This window comes from Halobacillus mangrovi (assembly GCF_002097535.1).
In the GTDB taxonomy this organism is placed as follows: domain Bacteria; phylum Bacillota; class Bacilli; order Bacillales; family Halobacillaceae; genus Halobacillus; species Halobacillus mangrovi_A.
Window position 1 is genome coordinate 3,944,856 of sequence record NZ_CP020772.1, and the last position, 22,418, is coordinate 3,967,273.

A 22,418-nucleotide genomic window follows, 5' to 3' on the forward strand; every position below is an offset into this window, starting at 1 on the left:
GGGAACCTACTCTTATTTCATGGTTTCATCCGCTCAATTGTTGAGCGGATTTTTTTATATTCTGGAATAAAATAAGGAGTGAAATCATGACTGCTATTACCTATAAAAAGAATTGGACGGACCACATTAATAATCTCCAACAAGCATTTCCAACTTTAGAGTTAGGCCGGATTGTAGAAAAAATCCCTGAATTAGGTCTTAGTGAAATGACTGAATCGGAACAAGTAAAAGCACTGATTCTTGAATGTTTATCAGAAATGGATGAAACAGAACCAGATTGGACCTACCTGGCAAGTCGTCTTCATTTAAATCAGCTTTATGAGACATCACTAAAAAACCGTGGCCAGGAAAAGCCCTACGAAAACTTCTTTCACCTAATTGAAACTTTGATTGAAGAAGACATTTATACACCAAAGATTCTTACATATTACGAAAAGCATGAAATAAAGCAGCTCGAAACAGCGATTGTGCCAGAAAGAGATCACCTTTTTACGTACATTGGTCTCAAAACGTTGAGCGATCGTTATTTGGCCAGCTCAAAATCCAAGGAAACGTTTGAATTGCCGCAGGAAAGATTCATGATCATCGCCATGATGTTAATGGCTCAAGAAGAGAAAAGCCACCGGCTACAACGAGTACAAGAAGCGTATTGGGCCTTAAGCCACCTATATATGACTGTTGCCACCCCTACGCTTGCGAATGCAGGAAAACGGTACGGACAACTGAGCTCTTGCTTTATAGATACCATTGATGACAGCCTTCAGTCGATTTACGACAGTAACACTGATATCGCCAACCTTAGTAAGCACGGCGGCGGAATCGGAGTGTACTTAGGTAAAATTCGCAGCCGAGGAAGCGATATCCGAGGATTTAAAGGAGTGTCATCAGGAGTTCTGCCATGGATGAAGCAGTTAAACAATACAGCAGTCAGTGTGGATCAATTAGGGCAGCGTCAAGGGGCTGTTGCCGTTTATTTGGATGTTTGGCATAAGGATATTTTTCCATTTTTAGATAGTCGATTAAACAATGGTGATGAACGCCAGCGTACCCATGACTTGTTCACAGGCGTTTCCATTCCCGACTTGTTTATGGAAGCTGTTGAAAATCGAGAACACTGGTATCTGTTCGACCCTCATGAAGTGCGCCATGTTATGGGCTTTTCACTTGAGGATTCTTTTGATGAAAAACGAGGGGAAGGATCGTTCCGGAACAAATATATGGCGTGCGTGGAACATCCTGAACTATCGAAAGAAAAAGTTCCTGCCATAGACATTATGAAACGCATTATGGTCGGTCAATTGGAAACAGGAACTCCTTATATGTTTTATAGAGATGAAGTCAACCGGATGAACCCAAATAACCACGCAGGCATGATCTACTGTAGTAACCTATGCACAGAGATTACTCAAAACCAGCGCCCTACCATTCAGGAGGAACAATATGTAGAGGACGGAAAAATCATTTCGGTGAAATCACCAGGAGACTTTGTCGTATGTAATTTATCAAGTATTAATTTAGGACGAGCCATTCCTGAAGGTGTATTGAAAAAACTAATCCCGATCCAAGTCCGCATGCTCGACAATGTGATTGATCAAAACACAATCCCTGTCCTTCAAGCGCAGTTGACAAACCGAAACTACAGAGGAATTGGACTTGGAACGTTTGGCTGGGCGCACCTGCTTGCGAAGAAAAAGATTGCATGGGAATCAGAACAGGCTCTTGATTATGTGCATGAAGTGTATAAAGCAATTGCTTACTACACGATTGAAGCAAGCAGTGATCTTGCGCGAGAAAAAGGAAGCTATCCTTTATTTGAAGGTTCAGATTGGGAGACAGGTGATTTCTTTGAAAAACGTTCCTACAACAAGGAAGGGACCTGGAATTGGAAATCCTTACAGGTCAAGGTGAAGAAACAAGGAATGAGGAACGGTTATTTACTCGCTGTGGCTCCAAACTCCAGCACTTCCCTTATTGCTGGTAGTACAGCAAGCATCGATCCGATTTTCAAAAAGTTCTATTCGGAAGAGAAAAAGGATTATAAGATTCCAGTGACAGCACCCGACTTAACTCCAGAGACATATTGGTATTACAAATCGGCTTATGACATTGATCAGCACTGGAGCATTAAACAAAATGCCATCAGACAAAAATACGTCGATCAATCAATCTCCTTCAATCTATATGTACGCAACACCATTCATGCGAAAGAACTTCTAGCTTTGCATATAGACGCCTGGAAACAAGGATTGAAAACGACTTATTACACCCGCTCCACTTCAAGCCAGGGTGAATACGACGACTGCGAGAGTTGTTCATCTTAAAGGAGGCACCTAACATGATCGATATACAAAAACGAAAACTAATTGACCATAAGGCCCCGAATGCTTCCACCGGTATCATTAATGGAAGAAGTTCTAACGTGTTAAACTGGGACGATACACGATATTCCTGGGCTTATCCGATGTATAAAAACATGCTCGCAAATTTTTGGATTCCTAACGAAATCAATATGAGCAACGACTTAAAACAATGGCAGAACTTATCCGATCAGGAACAGTCATCTTTCAAGAAAATCATTGGACTCCTGGCTTTTCTGGACTCTATCCAAACCGACTATTCGGGAAAGATTGCCGATTATCTAACAGATTCCAGTTTGTCTGCTCTCATGCAGGTTCTTGCTTTTCAAGAGGTTGTTCATAACCAGTCCTATTCTTACGTTCTTTCTACACTTGTAGATCAACAAGAACAGGAAAAGATTTTCGAGTATTGGAAGCATGATGAAATATTAATCGAGCGCAACCAATTCATTACAGATGGATATGAGGAATTTGCAGACTCCCCTTCAGTCGAATCGTTCTTAAAATCCATCGTATATGACGTTGTGCTGGAAGGTTTATTCTTCTATGCCGGGTTTGCCTTTTTCTATAACCTTGCTCGTAACAATAAGATGGTCTCAACAAGCACCATGATCAATTACATTAATCGGGATGAGCAAATCCACGTCACCTTGTTTGCCCGTATATTTAAAGAGACCCTGAATGAAAACCCAGAGCTTAATGAAGAGAAATATCTTGATTTTGTAAAAGAAACCTTTACGAAAGCGGCCAATCTAGAGATTAAATGGGCTCACCATATCATCGGAGACCGCTTTCCGGGTATTCCTATTCATGATTTGGAGGATTACATCCGTTTTATGGCGAATAAACGAAGCAAGCAGCTAGGAGCTGAAAAGCCTTTTCCTGAGTATAAGAAAAACCCATTGAAATGGATACGCGCCTATCAAGAGGTTGACGAAGGCAAATCGGACTTCTTTGAACAAAAATCAAGACAGTACACAAAAGTTTCCGAAACAAATGGCTTTGATGAATTGTAGTGAACCTGCGTATAGTCGGTATAAGAAACTGTACAACCCGGAGATACCTGATACTACTGAAACCTGCTTAACAAACCCGGCACCATCGCCAGCTTTATTACCCAAATGATCCAGCTCAGCTGCTGGATCATTTGGGCTTTTTATATTTTTTCTCAATTTCTTAAATCTTGATAGCAAAGTAATTAAAACGGTTTCATGTTAGTTTTCCTTACATTAAACCGGAATACTCTATTGATTTTTCAGAATATTTACTTTAAGATTATATTTATTCATTACTCTTTGTGTTAGAAAACCTTACACAAAAATCTAAGGAGGAGTAGATGCATGAAAAAAGTTGAGGCAATAATTCGACCTGAAGCCTTTCAAACACTAAGACAAAACCTTGATCACCTTGGAGTAAAAGGATTGACGGTTTCAGAAGTCGCTGGCTGCGGACAGCAGAAAGGACAGGAGGGGATTTTTAGAGGCAGCCGTTTTGAAGTGAAGCTCTATCCAAAGGTGAAGGTAGAAATGGTACTTGAAGATCACGAAGTAGAATCGATCATTGATGTCATCACCGATTCATGCACCACGAACGAAGTCGGTGATGGAAAGATATTCGTATCTACTATTGATGAAGTGTACCGCATTCGTACTGGAGAATCTGGCAAGTCCGCATTAATCTAATCTATTATTCGGAAGGAAGGATCTTTACTAATGAAAAAAATCATTCCCCTGTTTTTATTCGCTTTGTTAGGATTTCCCATTGTAGCAAGTGCCGAAACTGCTGTAACTCCTGAAGCCGTCCTTGAATCTGTCGATATGGTCTGGATTATGATTGCCGCATTTTTAGTTTTCTTCATGCACGCTGGATTCGCTATGGTCGAATCAGGCTTCACCCGCTCCAAAAATGCTCTTAATATTCTTATGAAAAACTTCATGACAGTCTCCATCGCTTCTGTCCTCTACTTTGTTGTCGGCTACGGCATTATGTTTGGAACCTCCGGTGGCGGAATCATCGGATTAGATGGTTTCCTTCTTAGTGGTCAGGAAGATCAAATCGGATTCTTCGTTTTCCAAGCTGTATTCGCCGCAACATGCGCGACAATCATCTCAGGAGCAGTTGCTGAACGTATGAAATTAAGCTCCTACCTTCTTCTTACTGTATTGATGACAGGATTTATATATCCTGTTGTCGGTCACTGGGTCTGGGGAGGCGGCTGGTTGTCAGAACTAGGCTTTGTAGACTTTGCTGGCTCCACGGTTGTACACTTGACCGGTGCACTTGGAGCTATTGTGACCGTTATGTTCCTAGGACCCCGCCTTGGTAAATACAATGGAAAAAATGTCAATGTTATCCCTGGCCACAACATACCATTAGGTGCACTAGGTGTATTCATCCTTTGGTTCGGTTGGTTCGGTTTTAACGGCGGAAGTACATTAGCCGCAGATCCATCCTTGATTCCAGCTGTCATAGCCACCACATTGCTTTCTGCATCAGGAGGCGTGATCGGTTCTGCTCTATTCTCCTACGCTAAATTTAAACAAATCGATGCTTCCTTGACTCTAAACGGAGCGTTGGCCGGATTAGTTGGTATTACCGCAGGTACAGCGAACGTGTCACCAGTGGGGGCTATCGTTATTGGCTTACTAGCCGGAGTTATCCTTGTTGAGGCTGTCCAATTTCTTGATCGTGTCGCTCGTATCGATGACCCAGTCGGAGCAATTGCTGTACACGGCGTCTGTGGAATCTGGGGTACCATCGCTGTCGGTTTCTTTTCTGTCGAAGGTGGACTCTTTTACGGAGACGGATTTGCATTACTGGGAATCCAGGCTTTAGGTGTCTTAGCTGTAATAGCTTGGACAATGACCGCTACTGCAGTAGCCGTCCTTGCTATTAAAGCAGCTTCAGGAACCATTCGTGTATCCCGGCAAGAAGAAATTTCTGGTCTGGATTTTGCTGAACACGGTTCGACCGCTTACGAATCCAGCCGCAGCATCTTTAATGAAAATCCAGGCGCGGATAGCGATTTTGGTGTAGGACTGCTGCACAGACTCGATCGTCTCGACAGCCAGCCCAAGCCAAAAAGCACCCATAAAACCGCCCAGTAGACCAGGAATTACCACCCATAATTTACCACCTCAGGTCATCCAATATCTGGATGACCTGAGGTGTTTTTATGGTCCGTTCTGGCTATTTTCGAAATATATACGAACAAATGTTCTTGTTTTGGGTAAAAATATGGTATCCTTGTATATAGATACCGTTCTACTAGGATTGGGATAGGTGGCGATAGAAAGGGAGTGAGGCCTATCATAAGCACATATGAAGCTCTTATGATCATGCTGGCGTTTGGAACATTCATTCTTACACTCCTTGCGCTGATCATAAAAATAAACAATAAAAAATAGACCCCTTACTCAACTAGGAGAGGGGCCTTTTCATCAAATCAAATATTCGAACGGTATCTAATCAGGTTACAGAGGCGACTGTAACCTGATTTTCTTTTATTATAGCACAGTCTACTAATTACTAAAGAGAAAATGTCTCACCCTCTCCTCAGGTCATCCAGAATATGGATGACCTGAGGAGTAATAAAAGAGAGAAAAGACCACCTCTCCGTTTATTTCATTTTCTTAATCGTGTAGTAGATCGAGAGAAACGGAATTCGGCCTAAGGATAAATGATGCTCTGCACGTAGCTTCCCTTCTTTCTCTTCCACTACATGGAACCATTCTCTTAAGGGCATACGCATCGTCCAATCTCCCAATGTGAAATAGATTCCTTCATCCCCCCTGGCATCTTTTCTGAGGTGACTCGTTAACAATAAGCCCCCTTTTCCGTCTTCCACAGGCTTTAACACCCCCGTCATCATCCCTCTAGGAAAAGGTAAAGCTATATTCATATAGGCATCCTCATGCTTCTTATGATACGAATACAAGGCTGTGAAAATCGGGGCATTTGTCTGGGAGTCCTTTCTAATCCAGGCTCTAACCTGCTTCCTTCCATCCTTATGATCTGAAATGGAAACAAGATCCCCTTCCATTTGTATGTCCCCGGAAGCTGGAATATTCACTTGCCCGAACCGGTTCGTTACGTGACGGATCAACCTGGAAACCCAACGAAACCCCTTATGCCATGCTACCCTTGCCTCCATGTTGTAACTGTTTGTATGTAGATAAAAATCCCTCACACCAGCCTCCACTCTTTCAGGGTTAAAGTGGTTACTTGTTAAGGTCCGCCAATCCGGGATCAATCCAGTGACATATTCGTGCCTGGAGATCCACTCTTTTCTTGAAACCACATCGTTCCCAACATAACCCCTGGCACGTAATTGACTGATGGGAAAAGCTGTATACGAATGCCTTACGGGCGCATGAACACCTCTCCATGCCAGAACCGCGAGAATAGAAAAGCCAAACGCATTGAAAAGTCCGTGATAGCGGACCATTTCTCCTATATTCAGCCACTCTGTTTCGTATAACAATCCTAAGCTGTATAAAAAAGATAACCCCATTGTTCCCAGCAAAATGATAGACGATAATTGCAAAGCTGTTGATATCCACGCCTTAAAATCCACGGACATCCAAAACCACCAAATGCATAGCCACGCTAATACTATAACGTAGAGAGTTACTGAATACGTTTCGACAGGCGGCCCTTGATCAAGCCCCAAAGCTACTAGAAATGGACCAACGGCCACTCCTAAGGCTAATACAGCATAAGGACGCAGGAAATACCTTTTTCTTATTCGATTCTCTTCTGCTCGATAACGGCCAAAGAAGCCTGTCACTAATGGCAGCACAAAGGCAGCATAGTGAAAATGAATCGCTGTAAGCTGAATAATGGATTCTGAATAAGGAAGATATCGAGCCCATCCAGCACTAGAAATTAGAAGCCACATGCCTCCAACTGCAATGTAAATTAAGCCTATATCAATGATAGCTTCTTCAATCGGCCTGAACCCTCTTGCCAATAATCGCATAAGGCCTCCGAAGGCGATCAGGAGCGTATAAAAAAACCAGATTGCCGCCCACCACCCTGCATCTCCTCCGGACGGCAAAGTGACGGCGATAGCCCCCGCACCAGCAAAAGGCAAGGAGGATTGCATAACATTTTTCAACCAACGTTCTGCTCTGTTTTTATCAGCCTGCTGAACAACCTCATCTAGTAACAAGGGCACAAGAACAAAGAAAGCGAATCCTAAAGCTAAATCGATAGCACTTATGTAAAAAATCACCTTCCATAGGATGATTAGAATAACCCCGGCAACAGCGATCAAAAACCCCGGACGTTTCATACCTACTCCTCCTGACTCATCAAAGAAAACAAGGATTTTCTAGTTTCTTATCGAAATATGTAAAGAGAGATTTACTATTATCCATTCTATCAAAACCTAAAGGAAGGGAATGTCGTCTATAGTATGAGGTGGAATAAATTGATACATAAAAAACGCTCTCAATCTTATACATGTGAACCAAAAATGGACGACATGGTAGAAGAATGGATTTCTAACTACGGCCATGATTTAAAATGGTTAGCGTATTCTTACGTTAAGGATCATTCCATAGCGGAAGACATTACGCAGGAAACCTTTATTAAAGCATACCAAAAATATCCCACTTTCAGAGATCAGTCCAGCATAAAAACTTGGTTGTATAAAATTAATGTCAACTTATGTAAAGACCACCTTAAAAGTTCATACATCCGTAGAGTAGTGAAAAAAGGGGCTGACTTGTTCCGGAGTATCCCCGCTAAAGATGGGACGCCAGAAGAACGACTGATTATAAAGAGTAATGATGAAGAACTGGTGGATCAAGTTTTGAAGCTTGAGAAGAAATACAGAGAAATCATCATTTTATACTACTTCGAAGAATTTGAAATAAAAGAGCTGGCCGAAGTACTGAAAACAAGCCCGAATACGGTTAAAACAAGACTTCGCCGGGCCAGACAACTCCTTCAAGATCAGCTGACTACAGAAGGGAGTTCTGAAAATGAATGATTTACTTGCTCACAAACTAAAAAAGATAGATAAGAAAGTTAAGCAGGACAAAGTTTCTTTCGATAAAGAACACACTCACAAAACTGTAATAGCAAGAATGTATAAACCAAACGGTTCTAAGCAGCTCCGGGTTTCTTTAATGATTTCTCTTCCCACGATCGCATTGATTACCTTCTTCTGTTTGCAAATATTAGATACCCATTCAGGTACACCTATTCACACCGCTTCGATGCATTCGGAAAAAACGATGTCTTTTGGTTCTAAGATAGCAGTCTTCAATGACAAAACCTTAGATGAAAAGTCATTCACTTCAACAGAAGCGAGCTCAACAATGATCAGAGAGACTTATGTCATCCTTAATAATGAACAGTTCGTTCAAACTGGTGAGCTTGTGGATCCTGAAGAATTGAATGAAATCCTTGGATTAGTAAAAAAAGAAGACTCGGCAGAAGAGAGAGCATTAAGAAGGAACTCTTCATCCTTTTTTCCAGAGGCGAAGATTTACAGTATCAAGGGCAGAGACAAAAATGAGATGATTGCCATCCAGAGTACACGGAGTACAGGAATTGGTTCCTCTTCTATTAGTAATCAAGGATATTTTGTCTTTAAGAAAAGGAACATCCAAGCAGCCCAGTAATCTCACCATAGAAATCAAAAGCCGTAACATCAGATCTCTCTATGTTAGTTCGATAAAAATTGTTTCACTTGTTCCAGTGACTGATCAATCGTTTGTTTAATTTTCGGGTTATAAAATACGGATGCGGGATGATAAAGCGGAATCACGCGATAAGTCTCTTCTGAAGGTTCATAAATCCCCTTGTCTGCGTCTTTTACTTTCATGACGGGAGTATCTATGACTGTGCCAATTATTTCACTAATTTTGTCTTTCCTCCCCGTTAACCTCTCGAAGGCCACTCCACCGAGCGTAAGGATAATCTCAGGCTTCATCTTTTCAATTTGGTAATCCAGAAGCGAAGCATGAGCATTGATCTCCTTTTGGTTCGGTTTTCGATTGGCCTTTCTTATTCCTCCAGCATTTTTCTTATTCGTTTTCACCCATTTATAAGGACGACTTCGCACAACACTCGTAATGTAGATATCTTCTCTTTTCAATCCTAATTCCTCTAATTGTTTATCAAGCTCTTTTCCTGCACGACCTATAAAAGGCTTCCCCTCTAACGCTTCATTTTCCCCTGGAGCCTCCCCAATGAGCATGACCTTTCCATTTGCATCTCCATGTCCTAAAACGAAACCTTCCACGTCATAAGGTTCCATTCTTCTTTCGGCCTCTTTCATCAGATAATCCGGAAACTGCATTTGTTTCCCCCTCTCTGCTTTGTTTCCTATATGTTCCACTAAAATTCCAAATTCACACCTCAAGAATTATCAGTTTTCAATTTTTAGGAAAAAGAGTATGATTTGTATGTGTAAAGGTCAATTATTAAATAACAGAAGTTTTTTTTACCTTGCTTAACCAACAAGCTAGAACTTCCACCCTACAAAAATAAGCCTCCTATTCCTCGACTTGAATTTGAGATAATTGCATGTTTTTGGATGGTCCGTTTCCGTGGCCTTGAGCCAGGATAGGTGTTCGAGGAAATGGCTCGCTCTCCCCGCGGAGATGACGGCAAGCCTCCTCGTTCGCTATGCTCTCTTTGGGGCCTTGCCAGCCATTCCATTCCCGCAGGAGTCTCACCATTTCCCTCCTCACCTTTATGTTTATTGGAATGAACGGAAACACCATTATGAGGTAGTAGATTCTTCAGTTCAGAAGCACACTTATCAGTACCATAGGAACAGCTTTTTAGGGGCATTTTTAACGCTCTGTTATTGAGAAGAATTCATTAAAGCCACCCTCTGGATACTGAAACTCAATTCTTAAGGGTTCGTTAAATTAATTTCCATCCACCCCTTACTTTTTTACCGTTACGAACTGAAGTTATCTCGAAATCAAGTCTTCAAGAATACTGCTATTTAATGGAATAAATTCTAACGTGGATAAATCAACAATACCTTAAATAAAACCTTTAAGAAAAAGGAGTTCGTAAGAGCATGCGGAAACTTTCATCCCTTATCGTCCATTCCTATAAATGGTTCCTTGCCTTGTGGATCGTTATTGCTGTGACCCTCGGATATTTTGCCGTCCAGCTCCCATCCCTATTAGAAGGGGATGGTTTCAAAACAGACGGAGAATTTGAAGAAATAAAAGATGAGTTGAATGAAACTTTTGATTTCCCAGAGTCCACCATCCTCATACTGTTTAAAAATCGAGATGAACATACTATTTCAACAACACTTGATAAAATTGAGGAATTAGACGCAGCGTCAAACATAGAATCTCCTCTGGATAACAAGTCGATGATGAAAGACGACATCGCTTATGCTGCCCTTCACTTTGATGATGAATCCCTGGACATGGGGAATGTCATCAAAGATATGGAGGAGATTACAAAGGATCAGAACAACGTCATCCTTACAGGAGCTCCTGTCATTTCTGAAGACATCAATAAAGCTAGTCAAGACGATTTGAAGCGCGCAGAGCTTATCGGGCTGCCTGTCGCTTTACTAATCCTGCTGGCGGCATTTGGTACCGTTGTTGCCTCACTTCTACCGCTAATCATGGGAGGCATCACGATCCTATTTGGCTTCGGTATTTTAGCCCTGATCGGACAAGAAATGCAGCTTTCTATATTCATTTTGAATATTTCACCTATGATTGGACTCGCTTTAAGCATAGACTTTGCCCTTTTATTCATAAATAGATACAGAGAAGAGATACAAAAGCACGATAAAGCCCAGGCTTTAATGACAACCATTCAAACAGCTGGACGCTCGATCCTTTTTTCAGCGGTATGCGTATTTATTGGTCTTGCAGCTATGAGTGTAATTGAAGTAGACATTTTTCGAAATATTGCTATCGGGGGGACGGTTGTCATTGTAGGGGCAGTATTTGCCACACTCACTCTCTTACCTGCAATCCTGTACTTGTTAGGTCCTAATCTGAACAAGTGGCGGGTAATCCCGACGGATAAAGATACGACGCCAAGGTGGCGTACGTTTGCTCAAGGGGTAATGAAGCATCCGGTAATTATTGCTTTTCTTTCCTTGATTATTTTGTTAATCGGTGTCCTTCCAGTAAGCGGGATGCAAGTATCAATCCCAACGATCAACTCACTGCCTGAGAGCTATGATTCAAGAGCTGCTTACGAAACGATTGAGGACACCTTTATGGAAGATCAAGAAAGCACTGCTTACGTTATCGCGGAGCGGAAAGGTGGTTGGCTTGATAAAGAAGGATTAGAGCAGATGAAAGATTTACAGGATGAGCTTACCGAACCAAAAATTGTAGATTCAGTTAATACCCTCTTTACAGCAAGTGATATTGACTCAGTCGAAAAATTAAACGCTTCCCTGGAACAGTCTCAAGCACGCAAGCAGCTTGATCCAGTTATTGAACAGTTCATCTCAGATGATAAGTTGATGATCCCTGTAAACCTTACCGTCCCAGCCAATTCACAGGAAGCGCAATCCTTAATGACGGATTGGTCAACAGGAGAATGGGGGGTTGCTATGAAGTTTGGGGGACAGCCGAAGTTCAACCAAGAAATATATACGGAAATCTTGGATAAAATCGGTTATACTCTGGCGATCATACTCATATCTACGTTCATTATTCTCATGATTGCGTTCCGTTCCCTCTTTATTCCTTTGAAAGCAATCCTAATGAATGTCATCGGATTAACTTCAACTTTCGGGATACTCGTCTGGCTTTTCCAAGGTGGTCACTTCGGTTTAAATGAAGCTGATATTGCGTTAATCCTACCTGTCATTGTATTCAGTCTTGTTTTCGGTTTAAGCATGGACTATGAAGTCTTCCTGATATCAAGAATTCACGAATTCTACTTACAAAACGGTAACAATACGGAATCCACGATTCAGGGCTTAGCTAATACAAGTAAAATCATTACATCTGCTGCTCTCATCATGATAGTCATCACGGGCGCATTTGCTTTTACAGGCGTGGTGCCCGTCAAACAAATTGGAATTGGTATTGCCATTGCTATTTTTATTGATGCGACCATCATCCGCTTGTTATTAGTGCCAAGCTTAATGAAATTATTAGGCGATTGGAACTGGTGGCTTCCGTTCAGGAAGAAAAACCGAGTACAAGAACGAACAACAGAAGAACATTAAAAAAGCGGCCAATAAGCCGCTTTTTTATTTTATTTGAAAGACGAGGTACGTCGTTACGAAATAGCTTACGATAATCAGCAAGGATGGCAGCAAATAACTCCACGACGTGGCCTTTTTTCTTGTGATACTTAAAATGATAAGCAGAATGAACACGATAGATACAGAACCCGTGATTAAGTTCGCTGGACCGGCATTTTCTAATAAGTTACCTCTGAAGTACATCACGTCTGTAATCGCTAATATCATAAGATTAAACGCGTTACTTCCTAATAAGGAACTAATTCCTAAATTAAAGTTTCTTATCTTCAATGCTGTGCCTACACTCACTGCATCAGGCAAAGATGTACTGATAGCCACAAGGAATGAACCGATAAAAGATGCACCAATTCCTGTAATCGTAGAAATTCGATCAGCGGTCAGGGTCAACACACTTCCTATTACCATAATTGCAACCGCAGAGCCGATAAATCTTATAAGAACCTGTTTGTAGGTATATTCCTCGTATCTGTCGTTTTGCCTTTTCACTTTGCGCCCTTTATACTCTGTTCGATCATTAATATATTTTGAGCCAATAAAATAAATCAAAATAATTGCTATGGACGTATAGCTAATATGGAAGACATGGGTAGGCAGAGTTAAGCTCAGCCCTAAAATGACGATTAACGTCATTAGAATGACTAGCCATCCATATAGTTTACTTTCTATCGTGGCGTGGGTCATAATCTGGTACCTGCGATAAACGATATCAAAAATGGCCAGCCCCATGATATTAAATAAGTTACTGCCTACTAAATTACCTACGGCTAAATCCGGACTATCTATAATTATAGCGGTCACGCTCGAAGTAAGTTCAGGTAAAGAGATAGCGATACCAATGATCGCCCCCATAAACGCAGAAGAGACTCGACTTTTCTCCTTTACTGCATCCCCAAAAATCGATAATCTTGAGGCAATAAAAAATGTGCTTATTCCAGATAAGAAAAATAATGTAAAAACTAACCAACTGCTCATGAGAAAACCCCTTCGTCCTGTTCGCTATTGTTGCATCTACTACCCATTCCCGTCTCTTTATTGTCTAAAACAGTAAAAAAAGACCAGCTAACTGCTGGTCTTTTCCTCTATTGATTCACAGGCTCTTTTACTTCTTGCTCTTTTATCAGATCAGCGGTCAACTGGCCGGATAATGTGACCATAGGAACGCCTCCACCCGGGTGAGTGGATCCACCTACAAAATACAAGCCATTATAAATTTGACTCTTGGAAGGGACTTTGAAACCGCCGTTGGTTTTCTTATCAGCTGCAATACCGTAAATCGAACCGCCGTTAGGTCCGTATAGCGATTCCAGGTCTTCAGGCGTGAATCGATATTCGAATTCAATGGAATCTCTCAATCCAGTCATGCCCATTCTTTCAAGTTTATTCAGCACAGTTTCCCGATACTGATCCCAGTCAATCGGTTTACGTTTTTTGTTAGAAAGAGGCGGAACGTGCGTAAGAACAAATAAATTATCCTTACCAGCCGGAGCCTGTGTTTCGTCTGAACGCGCCGAGATTCCAATGTAGATCGTGGGATCATCTGCTGGCTTTCCTTGGTCAAAGATTTGCTTAAATTCTTTTTCTGGATCTTCAGAGAAAAAGAAATTATGATGCTTAAGATTTTCAAATTTCTTATCTGTTCCGAGCAGTAAAACTAAACCTGATACCGTTGGATCGAATTTTTTCTCTAAGCTCTTCGTTTCTTTCTTCACTTTGGATGTATTCGGTGCAAGCCTTCGATAAGCAGGAATAGCCTCCAAATTAGATACAACCACATCTGCCTCATGAATCGTTCCATCCTCTGTTTCGACACCGATAACTGAATCTTCTTCAACTACAAATTGCTTCACAGGAGTATTGAGCTGAACATCGACCCTCAGTTCATCCATTAAACGTCCCATAGCTTCAGCGATCTGATACATGCCGCCCTTGACATAATGAATACCTAAACCGAGCTGGACATAGACCAATTGATTGAGGATGGCCGGGGAGGAATACGGATTTGAGCCTACATACATGACAAAGAAGTTGAATAGCTGCTCCAAGTACTTATTGTCAAAATGTTTATGGGTGGATTTGGCTACTGTACTCATTGGATCCATCTGCAGGAGTTCTTTCAATTTATGATGGCTCTTCAAATCTTTTAAGTCTTCAATACTGTATTTATAGAAACTCTTCATACACAGCTCGTACATGTCCTGACTGTATGACAGAAAATCCGTAAGCTTACGGTTCGGTCTCTCTGTCACCTTCGCCATTTCCTCTAGCATTGTTGGAAGATCACTTGTGACATCAAGCTGTGTGCCGTCTTCAAAAAAGGTACGCCATTGAGGTTCTACTCGTTCGACTGTTATGTAGTCTTCGAGACGACGATGAACACTTTCAAACAACTGCTCCAACACCCATGGCATTGTTAAAATAGATGGTCCCGTATCAAAGGTAAAGCCTTTTCCTTCTCTTCTATTAAGCTTGCCACCTAAATTACTGTTCTTCTCAATCAGTTTGACATCATAACCATCCGCCGTCAGACGGATCGCTGCAGACATTCCACCTAAACCAGCACCAACAACAATCGCTGTCTTTTGTTTCAACTCTTCCACCTCCAAGATTAATAGACAAACGGGACCAGCCTATACCTCGACTGACACCACTGTTTATACCTCTCTCCATGAGCTTCAATCAGCATCGCTTCTTCTATGTGAATTCTATGCAGCAAGGCGAAGACTAAGATTGTGCCGCAAATCAGAGCGGTCCATACATTTCCAACTCCCAGGCAGAAACCTAGGATGATAAAAAATAACCCTGTATATAAGGGGTGCCGCAGTACCTTATATGGCCCCGTACTCACAAGACGGTCACCTTCTCTGACTGAGACATCTCTCGTAAACTGTTCTTTCAAATGAAGAATACCCCAATACCTCAAGAAAACTCCACTAGCATAAAGCAACACTCCAAACCACCAGAGTCCTTTTGAAAAGACGATTCCGACCTGCCATTCACGCATAATAAGCGAAACAAAAACAGCGGACAGAACCGACACAAGAATAATGGGAAAAGACTTCTTCTCAAGGCGGCCTCCCTGGGCAGAGGGTGAATTGCGGAAAATGACGAATTCAGCTAACCATACTAGAGTGATCGTTAGAAACACTCCTTCGTAGATTGTCATTTACCCGCACTCCATATCCAATCACCAATGAGCATCCCATCCCCTCCCACTCTCTTGCCATAGCTGCTATCTTCTACCATTCCCAAATAATTCTCAGCTTAAACGAGACAAAATTAAAATACTTGAAAGCTTTGAATCTGAAAACTATGATGAACAAAAAGGAGTAGATGGCTCCCGTTGAAAGGCTCGAATTTATGACTATATTATATTGGATGTTCGTCTTATTGGTTGTTATGGTTACCTTTTACGTCATTTTTCGTTCGTTGTCCAAAAAAAGCTACTGGATCATGGCTATCATCGCCTTGTTTTATACGGTAATTCTCGCATTCAGCTTTTTTCAGAGGTTTTAGAAAACATCATTTCTACTTTTAATAACCAGACTTCCTGGAAATAAAATAAGCTGATGCCAAGGCATCAGCTTATTATAACTATCTTCGTTTTCTTTCTTGGTTGATCGCTTCACGAATATGATACAATTCCGCATACATCGCTGTTGCGTAAACGCTTAATATACTTAAGAACATGGATAACACAAAGACTGACCCGTCCAGGTCAAAACCCAGTACCGAAGTAAAGCCGACAATAGCTCCAATAATAACACCAATGGCGGTCAAATAAATGATTTTTTGAAAAGTAACCGAATAAAACACCAGAACCACCTCTTCCACATAATCTATTATATTTATACCCATCTATCGACTCGCATACACGTAGGGGAATTAGATGCTTCGTTCATTTACATCAAATGCAAAAAAGAACTGCCTCCAATAGGAAGCAGTTCTTTTTACATTAATTATCTCAGAAGCTTTTGTTCAAATGGGAAGTCCGAAAAGTTTTCGACTCCGTCTTCTGTCACAAGCAATTGTTCCTCTAATTTGACGCCTTCCTTTCCACCTGGAGAACCAATATAGCTCTCTACAGATAGAACCATGTTCTCCTGAATAACTCCATCATAGCCTTTTTCTTCAAAATCCTGAGGGTAAACAATATAAGGATACTCTCCGCTCAAGCCTGTACCGTGAGCGACCGTGAAATAACGGTTCGGGAAAAATTCATCCGGGATTCTCCAGCTCTTCTCCGCATACTCCCGAAAAGTCATTCCGGGTTTTAGAAGTTCAGTATTATATTGAATCTGTTCGTATGCCGTTTGGTATAGACGTTTTTGCTCGTCTGTAGGCTCTCCATCTCCACAATAGAACGTTCTGCTGATGTCTGTGAAATAACCGAAGGGACCATTCATATCTGTATCAAAAGAAACTAATTCTCCATCGTTAATCACTTTATCGCTGCACTCCTGAAACCAGGGATTTGTACGCGCCCCGGAACTGAGCAGCCTTGTTTCAACATAATCGCCGCCTTGCTGGATATTTGTTTGGTGAAGATAGGACCATAACTCATTCTCTGTAATTCCAGGCTCTAACGCTTGCTGCATACGAATCATGCCTTCTTCAGCTGTTCGAACGGAAATTTTCATTGCTTCAATTTCTTGTTTATTTTTAATACTTCGGGCATGCTCAATCGGCTCCTGACCATCTACTACTTCGATTCCCTGTTTGGCAAGTTCGATCGCCCCGACAGAAGGTACGTAATCGATCGCGAGCTTTTTGTTTTCTCCTGCACGTTGTTTCATAAGATCTGCAATTTCCTTCGCCCATTCCTTAGCATTATCATAAAGGTTTTCACCTGAAGCGACATAAGATAAAGTGATAGCCGGTCTCACTTCATCAATGGTTTCAATTCCTTCTGATAAGTGCTCACAATTCGGAAAATCAAATAAAGTAACTGGACCCTCCGTAGGAATAAAAACATAACGCGCTGGGTTTCGCAGCATGAACACCTGCATGTTCCTGCTTCCTGTCGCGTAGCGTAGGTTTACAGGATCGAATATGACAATTCCACCGTACCCCAAAGATTTTAACTGCTCTCTAACACGGCCCAAGCGATATTGGCGTATACGTACAAGATCTATTTGAGTTTTATCATGTCGGATACTTGATAGCTTACTCATCATCTTCCTCCTATCCAATACATAATAGTTAAATGTTACGATAAGTTAAAACTTATTGCAATAAGTTAGCCAGGTAGTTTTAATTTCCAATTTCGACTCGATAATCGAAATAAGAAGGAAGATATTTAGTCTGGCTGTACTCAATCGGGACCGATTCTCCTCCAAGCGTTGTTCGAGAAATAGTAATCAACGGTTCACCTGTTGCGATACCAAGGAGGTCTGCTTCCCGTTGAGTAGCACTTGAAGCCGAAATTCCTTCTTTAATATTCGTATAATGAATATTTTTCTGCCCCAGTTTTGGAAACAAATCAAAGACGTCTTCTATGTGATCGTGAACTTTTTCGGCTACATCCAATGGCAAAAATATCTGCTGGTATCCAATTGGAATATCATCTGCAAGTCTAAGCCTTTCTGCCATAAACACTTCCTCATGATCATCCACATTCAATTTAGCTTTAGCAGAGTAGAATTCTTTACTCTTTCTTTCGTTAACGGTTTTCACAGATAATTGTGACCCTCTTTCATGGTGGATAACGCCAGGGTTAGCCATTTGTTCGTCTGGGACAAGACGAACTTTAGTTGGAGCCCCCCGTCTTGTTTCTAGCACTCCGTTTTGGGAAAGTTCACGAATCGATTGCCTAATCGTTGTGCGGCTCACATTAAATTGCTCCATCAGCTGACTTTCTGAAGGAATGGAAGACCCCGGCCCCCACACCCCCTCCTTTATATTGGTAATCATTTTATTTTTAATTTGGATATACAATGGCAGTTTTCTTTGCTTTTCTGACATGTTGTTTAAACTCCTTTGTTAAGAAACACTTTTTTCTATTTTAAAGGACTGGTCATCACAGTGCCACCACGCCCGTATAATAAAAAGGCCGCCTCTATATAAGAGGCGGCCGTATATGGGGTTATTATAAACAAAGAATCTCTTTATCTTTCAAAAGCTTTCGTCGACACTAGTAGATTACTGCTGCTGTTTCGATTGTCTACGCAGGAAGATTCCCGTGGCTGCAATGGCTGCAAGAATGGAGGCATACAACCAGATGTTGTGATCTGATGCCGTTCCACCCAAGCCTGTATCAGGCATTTCTTCCGGCATTTCTTCACTCATGAATTTATCAGGGTATGCGGCTACAATTCCAGTAGAAAGGGCTTTAGAAGCTCCAAACATGTGAGCATAAGAATCTCTTAACGTCATATAGGTTTTTTCATAGTCTTCTACTGCATATTGGTCAAACGTATTGAAAACGTAATCCGCATGCTGTTGAAGACTAGGTGCTAGCTTCTCAGCAGTTAGCTCTCCTTTTGTACCTTGCTCCAGGAATTTAGCGAAAGTTTCTCGATAATCTTCCAGAGCTTTCATCGCTTCTTCTTGCTTCGTTTCATCTTCATTAGCAGTAGCTTTTACATAAGAAACGAAGTCATTGATGTGCTGGGTCCAAATGTCATTGAATTGGGAACCGGCTTCTTCACCAAAGATGGATGTAATCGCCTTAGTTAGGTCTTCTGTGTTATTCGACAGAGCTTTAGCGGACGCTTCAAAATCTTCAGATCCGTCCAGTCCATTTTGCATCGCCATTGTAGCTAGTCCAACATGTTCACTCAGAAGGTGGTTCAGATTAGAACGAAGATCGGCTGCTGGGGTGACAGCTTTTGTGTTGTTGAATTTGTCTGGGAATTGATTAACGATTGCACTGGACATCCCTTTACTTACACCATACATATGTTCAATTGCTTCGCGTTCTTTCATATAAGCTTCTTCATAGTTCCCCGCTACATAAGCATCAAAAGCACGAATGAGCTGGTTGACGTGCATTTGTAAACCTTCAGCTAGAGCATCCGCTTTCAAACGATTTCCAGTTGCGTCAGAGATAAATTTAGAGAAGTCCTGACGGTATTGGTTCAATTCATCCAGCGCCATTTCTTTTGCTTCTTCATCTTCATTTCCTGTCGCTTTTACATAATCTACAAAGTATCCAATATGAGAAGACCACATTTCGTTAAATTGTTTCCCTGCTCCTTCCCCATAAACCGATTCTATGGCAGCAGTTAAATCTTCTGTATTAGCAGAAAGAGCGGCAGCTGCTTGTTCAAAATCAGCAGCACCTTCTGCCCCTTTTCTCATGGTTTCAACAGCCAGGTAGGCATGCTCACTAAATAAGTTATCTAGCTGAGATCGTAATTCTACTGCCTCCGTTTGTGTTTGAGGCATTTTATGCTCTTCCGCGTTCACGACATCCAAAGACGTTGGCAGCAATAAACTCGCACTCATAGGGACAACTAGTAACGCTTTTTTGAAATTCATGATCCTATCATCTCTCCTTTAATTTTGTTTATTCACATAGCTATCGCACTGGATGAGAGATTGGATCACTTTTTTTTAAAAAAATACAAAAAAATTGCAGACAGCTGTCAAAAACTGTCTGCATCAGGCTCTTAATTTATAATTCTGAACTTAAGATGACTTCTCCTCGAGGAGTTTCACTCGTCGCGTCTGGTTCTTTAGATATGGCAACAGCATCCCAATTGGTGTCTTCCGGCAATTTATCTAAGGAATAAGAGACCGCACCTTCTCCGTTTTTGTTGGCGACAAATGTGCCTGCACGAAACGGTTTTTCGCCTTGGATCAACCATACCTGATAAACCTCATCTCCTTCTAGCTGCTCAAGCTGTTCGGCTTGCAGCGTAAGGATATCACCCGATTTTTGCTGAATAAGGGCAGCAGAAGCCGTTGCCCCATTTCCTTCCCCTTGAAGCTGCACTCTTTTCATCACCTGGTCGGTTCCTTCTTCAGGCGCATCAGGCGGATCCGGTTCAGGGGTCGCTTCCTCATTGTCGATAACCAGGGCATATAAGTTTCCGGCAATGGACAACACCAATGCTGCCACAAGGCCACGTATTAACCATACCGGTTTCTTACGTATGGGTTTTTCTTCTTTATCTTGTTTTATCTTATCAAAATCTACGATGCTATTCGTTTCATTTTCAGATGGAAACTCATCAGCCTCATCTTCCGTGGCGCTCGGTGATGCCTCGGAAAATACATTTCCTAACACTCGGTCTTTCAAATCCTCAGGAGGGTCTACCGGCTCAGAAGCGAAAGGCAAATCAGCTGTCAGCATTTGCAACTCTTCCAGCTCTCTTCTGCAATCCGCGCACGTTTCTAAGTGGTTTTCAAATTCCTTTTTCTCTTTCTCACTTAATTGATCATTATAATAATCGATTAACAGATCACATTCGTTACGCATCATGCACCCCTCCTTTCTGGGATGATAATTGTTTCTTTAAATGTTTTAAGGCGAGTCGTATTCGACCTTTAACCGTCCCCAGTGGTATACTGGTTTGTTCCGCTATCTCTCTTTGGCTTAGTCCTTTAAAATAAAATAAATCCACCATTTGTTTTTGTTCTTCTGATAAGTATTTCACTGCTATGCGAATTTGCTCCCCTTGTTCTTTCCACTCAACGATGTCTTCTGTTGTCTCTGTCTCTTCTTCTGGAACATCCGTTTCTTCTTTAAGAGCAACATTGTGCTTTTTATATTTGCGGATAAGATCAATGGCTGTATATCTTGTGATGGTGACAATCCACGATGAGAATTTACCTTTAGACTCATCGTACGTCGCTTTGTGTGTCCAAATTTTAATAAAAACTTCTTGTAATACTTCTTCAGCTAACGTCTGATCTCCGGATAATTTAATGACGAATGAATAAAGCAGCTTTTCATATTTATCATATAACAATTCAAGTGCCTGCTTATCCCCATCAAACAACCGTAGATAGAGCTCATGATCACGATTGCTCATAGCACACTCCTTTATTGGTGGATACAGCCATCATAGCATACGCACGGCTAACCTTTCCCTTGGGAGCTCTGCCATCTAGCTATCGTCCATCATTGTGATTTGGATCATTTTTCAATAAAAAATATCCCTTTAAAACTCATTCTAAAGGGAAATGATCGTATATAGGTGTACCATTTTAAGCTTCATTACTTCACTTTTTTGAGATCTTCTACAATCTTTTGCATTTCCTCTTCACTTGTTCCTTTATATTTCTTTATGGCTTCCCCTTCAGGGTTAACAAGGAAGAAACTTGTGCCGTGCATGTACTGGTCAGAATCGGGGAGCTCATCGACCAGACTTTTGAAAGACTTGATCGAAAACTCTTTAATGGTTTGAAAATCATACCCCGTCAAAAATGTCCAATTGCTGTAATCAGCTCCGAATTTATCTCCATATTCTTTTAGTTTGGAAGGTGTGTCGGTTTCAGGGTCGATACTGAATGACACTAACTGGACATCCAACTCCTCTTTTTCCAACTTGTCTTGAAGAATGGACATATTCCTTGTCATAGGAGGACAAACCGTCTCGCAGCTTGTAAAAATCGTGTTCGCTACCCACCACTCCCCTTTTAAATCTTCGTTACTAAGCTGATTTTGATCTTGAGTCGTAAAATTAAAAGCCTGAACCTCTTCTGACATATTCCCCTCAATTTTCTGCCCACAAGCAGTAATAATAAGCAAAAGTAGAATAAAGCTGTATTTCCATACTTTCATATGAAATCCCTTTCTATCTGTAATCACTAGTAGTTCTAGTATAGTACAAATCCCCCCATGAATTGTGAATACTTTGTATCAAAATGAAATCCTGGAACGC

The 22,418-nt window shown here is 41.4% G+C and carries 20 protein-coding genes; 8 read left to right on the forward strand and 12 right to left on the reverse strand.

The features are described 5' to 3' along the window. Positions 1-86 precede the first annotated feature (86 nt). From HM131_RS19645 to HM131_RS21210, 5 genes are all read left to right on the forward strand, one after another. Positions 87-2,321, forward strand: a complete 2,235-nt coding sequence (locus HM131_RS19645) for a ribonucleoside-diphosphate reductase subunit alpha (RefSeq protein WP_085031409.1) — start codon at positions 87-89, stop codon at positions 2,319-2,321. 14 nt (positions 2,322-2,335) lie between these two features. Beyond that, complete coding sequence (locus HM131_RS19650; RefSeq protein WP_085031411.1) at positions 2,336-3,373, forward strand: ribonucleotide-diphosphate reductase subunit beta; 1,038 nt, start codon at positions 2,336-2,338, stop codon at positions 3,371-3,373. Between the two features lie 324 nt (positions 3,374-3,697). After that, entirely contained in the window at positions 3,698-4,039 is a 342-nt protein-coding gene (locus HM131_RS19655) for a P-II family nitrogen regulator (protein WP_085031413.1), read from the forward strand. Between the two features lie 30 nt (positions 4,040-4,069). Further along, entirely contained in the window at positions 4,070-5,464 is a 1,395-nt protein-coding gene (locus HM131_RS19660) for an ammonium transporter (RefSeq protein WP_085031415.1), read from the forward strand. Positions 5,465-5,656: 192 nt separating this feature from the next. After that, positions 5,657-5,764, forward strand: coding sequence for a putative holin-like toxin (locus tag HM131_RS21210; protein ID WP_085031417.1), 108 nt, complete (start codon positions 5,657-5,659; stop codon positions 5,762-5,764). 212 nt (positions 5,765-5,976) lie between these two features. Here HM131_RS21210 and HM131_RS19670 read toward each other — a convergent pair whose 3' ends face one another. Further along, entirely contained in the window at positions 5,977-7,653 is a 1,677-nt protein-coding gene (locus HM131_RS19670; protein ID WP_085031419.1) for a YndJ family protein, read from the reverse strand. A 138-nt stretch (positions 7,654-7,791) separates the two neighbouring features. Here HM131_RS19670 and HM131_RS19675 point away from each other — a divergent pair, with 138 nt between their 5' ends. Together HM131_RS19675 and HM131_RS19680 are read left to right on the forward strand one after the other, a co-directional pair. Then, entirely contained in the window at positions 7,792-8,355 is a 564-nt protein-coding gene (locus HM131_RS19675; RefSeq protein ID WP_198162686.1) for a sigma-70 family RNA polymerase sigma factor, read from the forward strand. Continuing rightward, positions 8,348-8,992, forward strand: a complete 645-nt coding sequence (locus HM131_RS19680) for a hypothetical protein (RefSeq protein ID WP_085031423.1) — start codon at positions 8,348-8,350, stop codon at positions 8,990-8,992. Before HM131_RS19675 ends, HM131_RS19680 begins: the two co-directional genes overlap by 8 nt. Positions 8,993-9,036: 44 nt before the next feature. Here the strand turns inward: HM131_RS19680 and HM131_RS19685 are convergent, their stop codons facing one another. Further along, a complete protein-coding gene (locus tag HM131_RS19685) occupies positions 9,037-9,672 on the reverse strand; it encodes a uracil-DNA glycosylase (RefSeq protein ID WP_085031425.1) in 636 nt (211 codons plus the stop codon). 735 nt (positions 9,673-10,407) lie between these two features. Here HM131_RS19685 and HM131_RS19695 point away from each other — a divergent pair. Beyond that, on the forward strand, positions 10,408-12,549 hold the full coding sequence (locus HM131_RS19695) for an MMPL family transporter (protein WP_085031428.1): 2,142 nt from the start codon (positions 10,408-10,410) through the stop codon (positions 12,547-12,549). Between the two features lie 24 nt (positions 12,550-12,573). Here the strand turns inward: HM131_RS19695 and HM131_RS19700 are convergent, their stop codons facing one another. From HM131_RS19700 to HM131_RS19750, 10 genes are all read right to left on the reverse strand, one after another. Continuing rightward, positions 12,574-13,560 (reverse strand): sodium:calcium antiporter, encoded by a 987-nt coding sequence (locus HM131_RS19700; protein ID WP_085031430.1) that lies wholly within the window; start codon positions 13,558-13,560, stop codon positions 12,574-12,576. 107 nt (positions 13,561-13,667) lie between these two features. Beyond that, complete coding sequence (locus tag HM131_RS19705) at positions 13,668-15,176, reverse strand: phytoene desaturase family protein (RefSeq protein WP_085031432.1); 1,509 nt, start codon at positions 15,174-15,176, stop codon at positions 13,668-13,670. 17 nt (positions 15,177-15,193) lie between these two features. Beyond that, positions 15,194-15,751 carry a methyltransferase family protein gene (locus tag HM131_RS19710; RefSeq protein ID WP_085031434.1) on the reverse strand — a complete coding sequence of 186 codons (558 nt, stop codon included), beginning with the start codon at positions 15,749-15,751 and terminating at the stop codon, positions 15,194-15,196. 428 nt (positions 15,752-16,179) lie between these two features. Beyond that, positions 16,180-16,401, reverse strand: coding sequence for a hypothetical protein (locus HM131_RS19720; protein ID WP_085031438.1), 222 nt, complete (start codon positions 16,399-16,401; stop codon positions 16,180-16,182). 143 nt (positions 16,402-16,544) lie between these two features. Beyond that, positions 16,545-17,759 carry a M24 family metallopeptidase gene (locus HM131_RS19725; protein WP_232324829.1) on the reverse strand — a complete coding sequence of 405 codons (1,215 nt, stop codon included), beginning with the start codon at positions 17,757-17,759 and terminating at the stop codon, positions 16,545-16,547. A gap of 79 nt (positions 17,760-17,838) precedes the next feature. Then, on the reverse strand, positions 17,839-18,549 hold the full coding sequence (locus HM131_RS19730; protein WP_085031440.1) for a GntR family transcriptional regulator: 711 nt from the start codon (positions 18,547-18,549) through the stop codon (positions 17,839-17,841). A 177-nt stretch (positions 18,550-18,726) separates the two neighbouring features. Then, positions 18,727-20,067 carry a copper amine oxidase gene (locus HM131_RS19735; protein WP_085031442.1) on the reverse strand — a complete coding sequence of 447 codons (1,341 nt, stop codon included), beginning with the start codon at positions 20,065-20,067 and terminating at the stop codon, positions 18,727-18,729. A gap of 136 nt (positions 20,068-20,203) precedes the next feature. Continuing rightward, a complete protein-coding gene (locus HM131_RS19740) occupies positions 20,204-21,013 on the reverse strand; it encodes an anti-sigma factor (RefSeq protein ID WP_085031444.1) in 810 nt (269 codons plus the stop codon). Further along, a complete protein-coding gene (locus HM131_RS19745; protein WP_085031446.1) occupies positions 21,003-21,566 on the reverse strand; it encodes an RNA polymerase sigma factor in 564 nt (187 codons plus the stop codon). Before HM131_RS19745 ends, HM131_RS19740 begins: the two co-directional genes overlap by 11 nt. A gap of 185 nt (positions 21,567-21,751) precedes the next feature. Continuing rightward, complete coding sequence (locus HM131_RS19750) at positions 21,752-22,318, reverse strand: SCO family protein (protein ID WP_085031448.1); 567 nt, start codon at positions 22,316-22,318, stop codon at positions 21,752-21,754. Between the last annotated feature and the right edge of the window lie 100 nt (positions 22,319-22,418).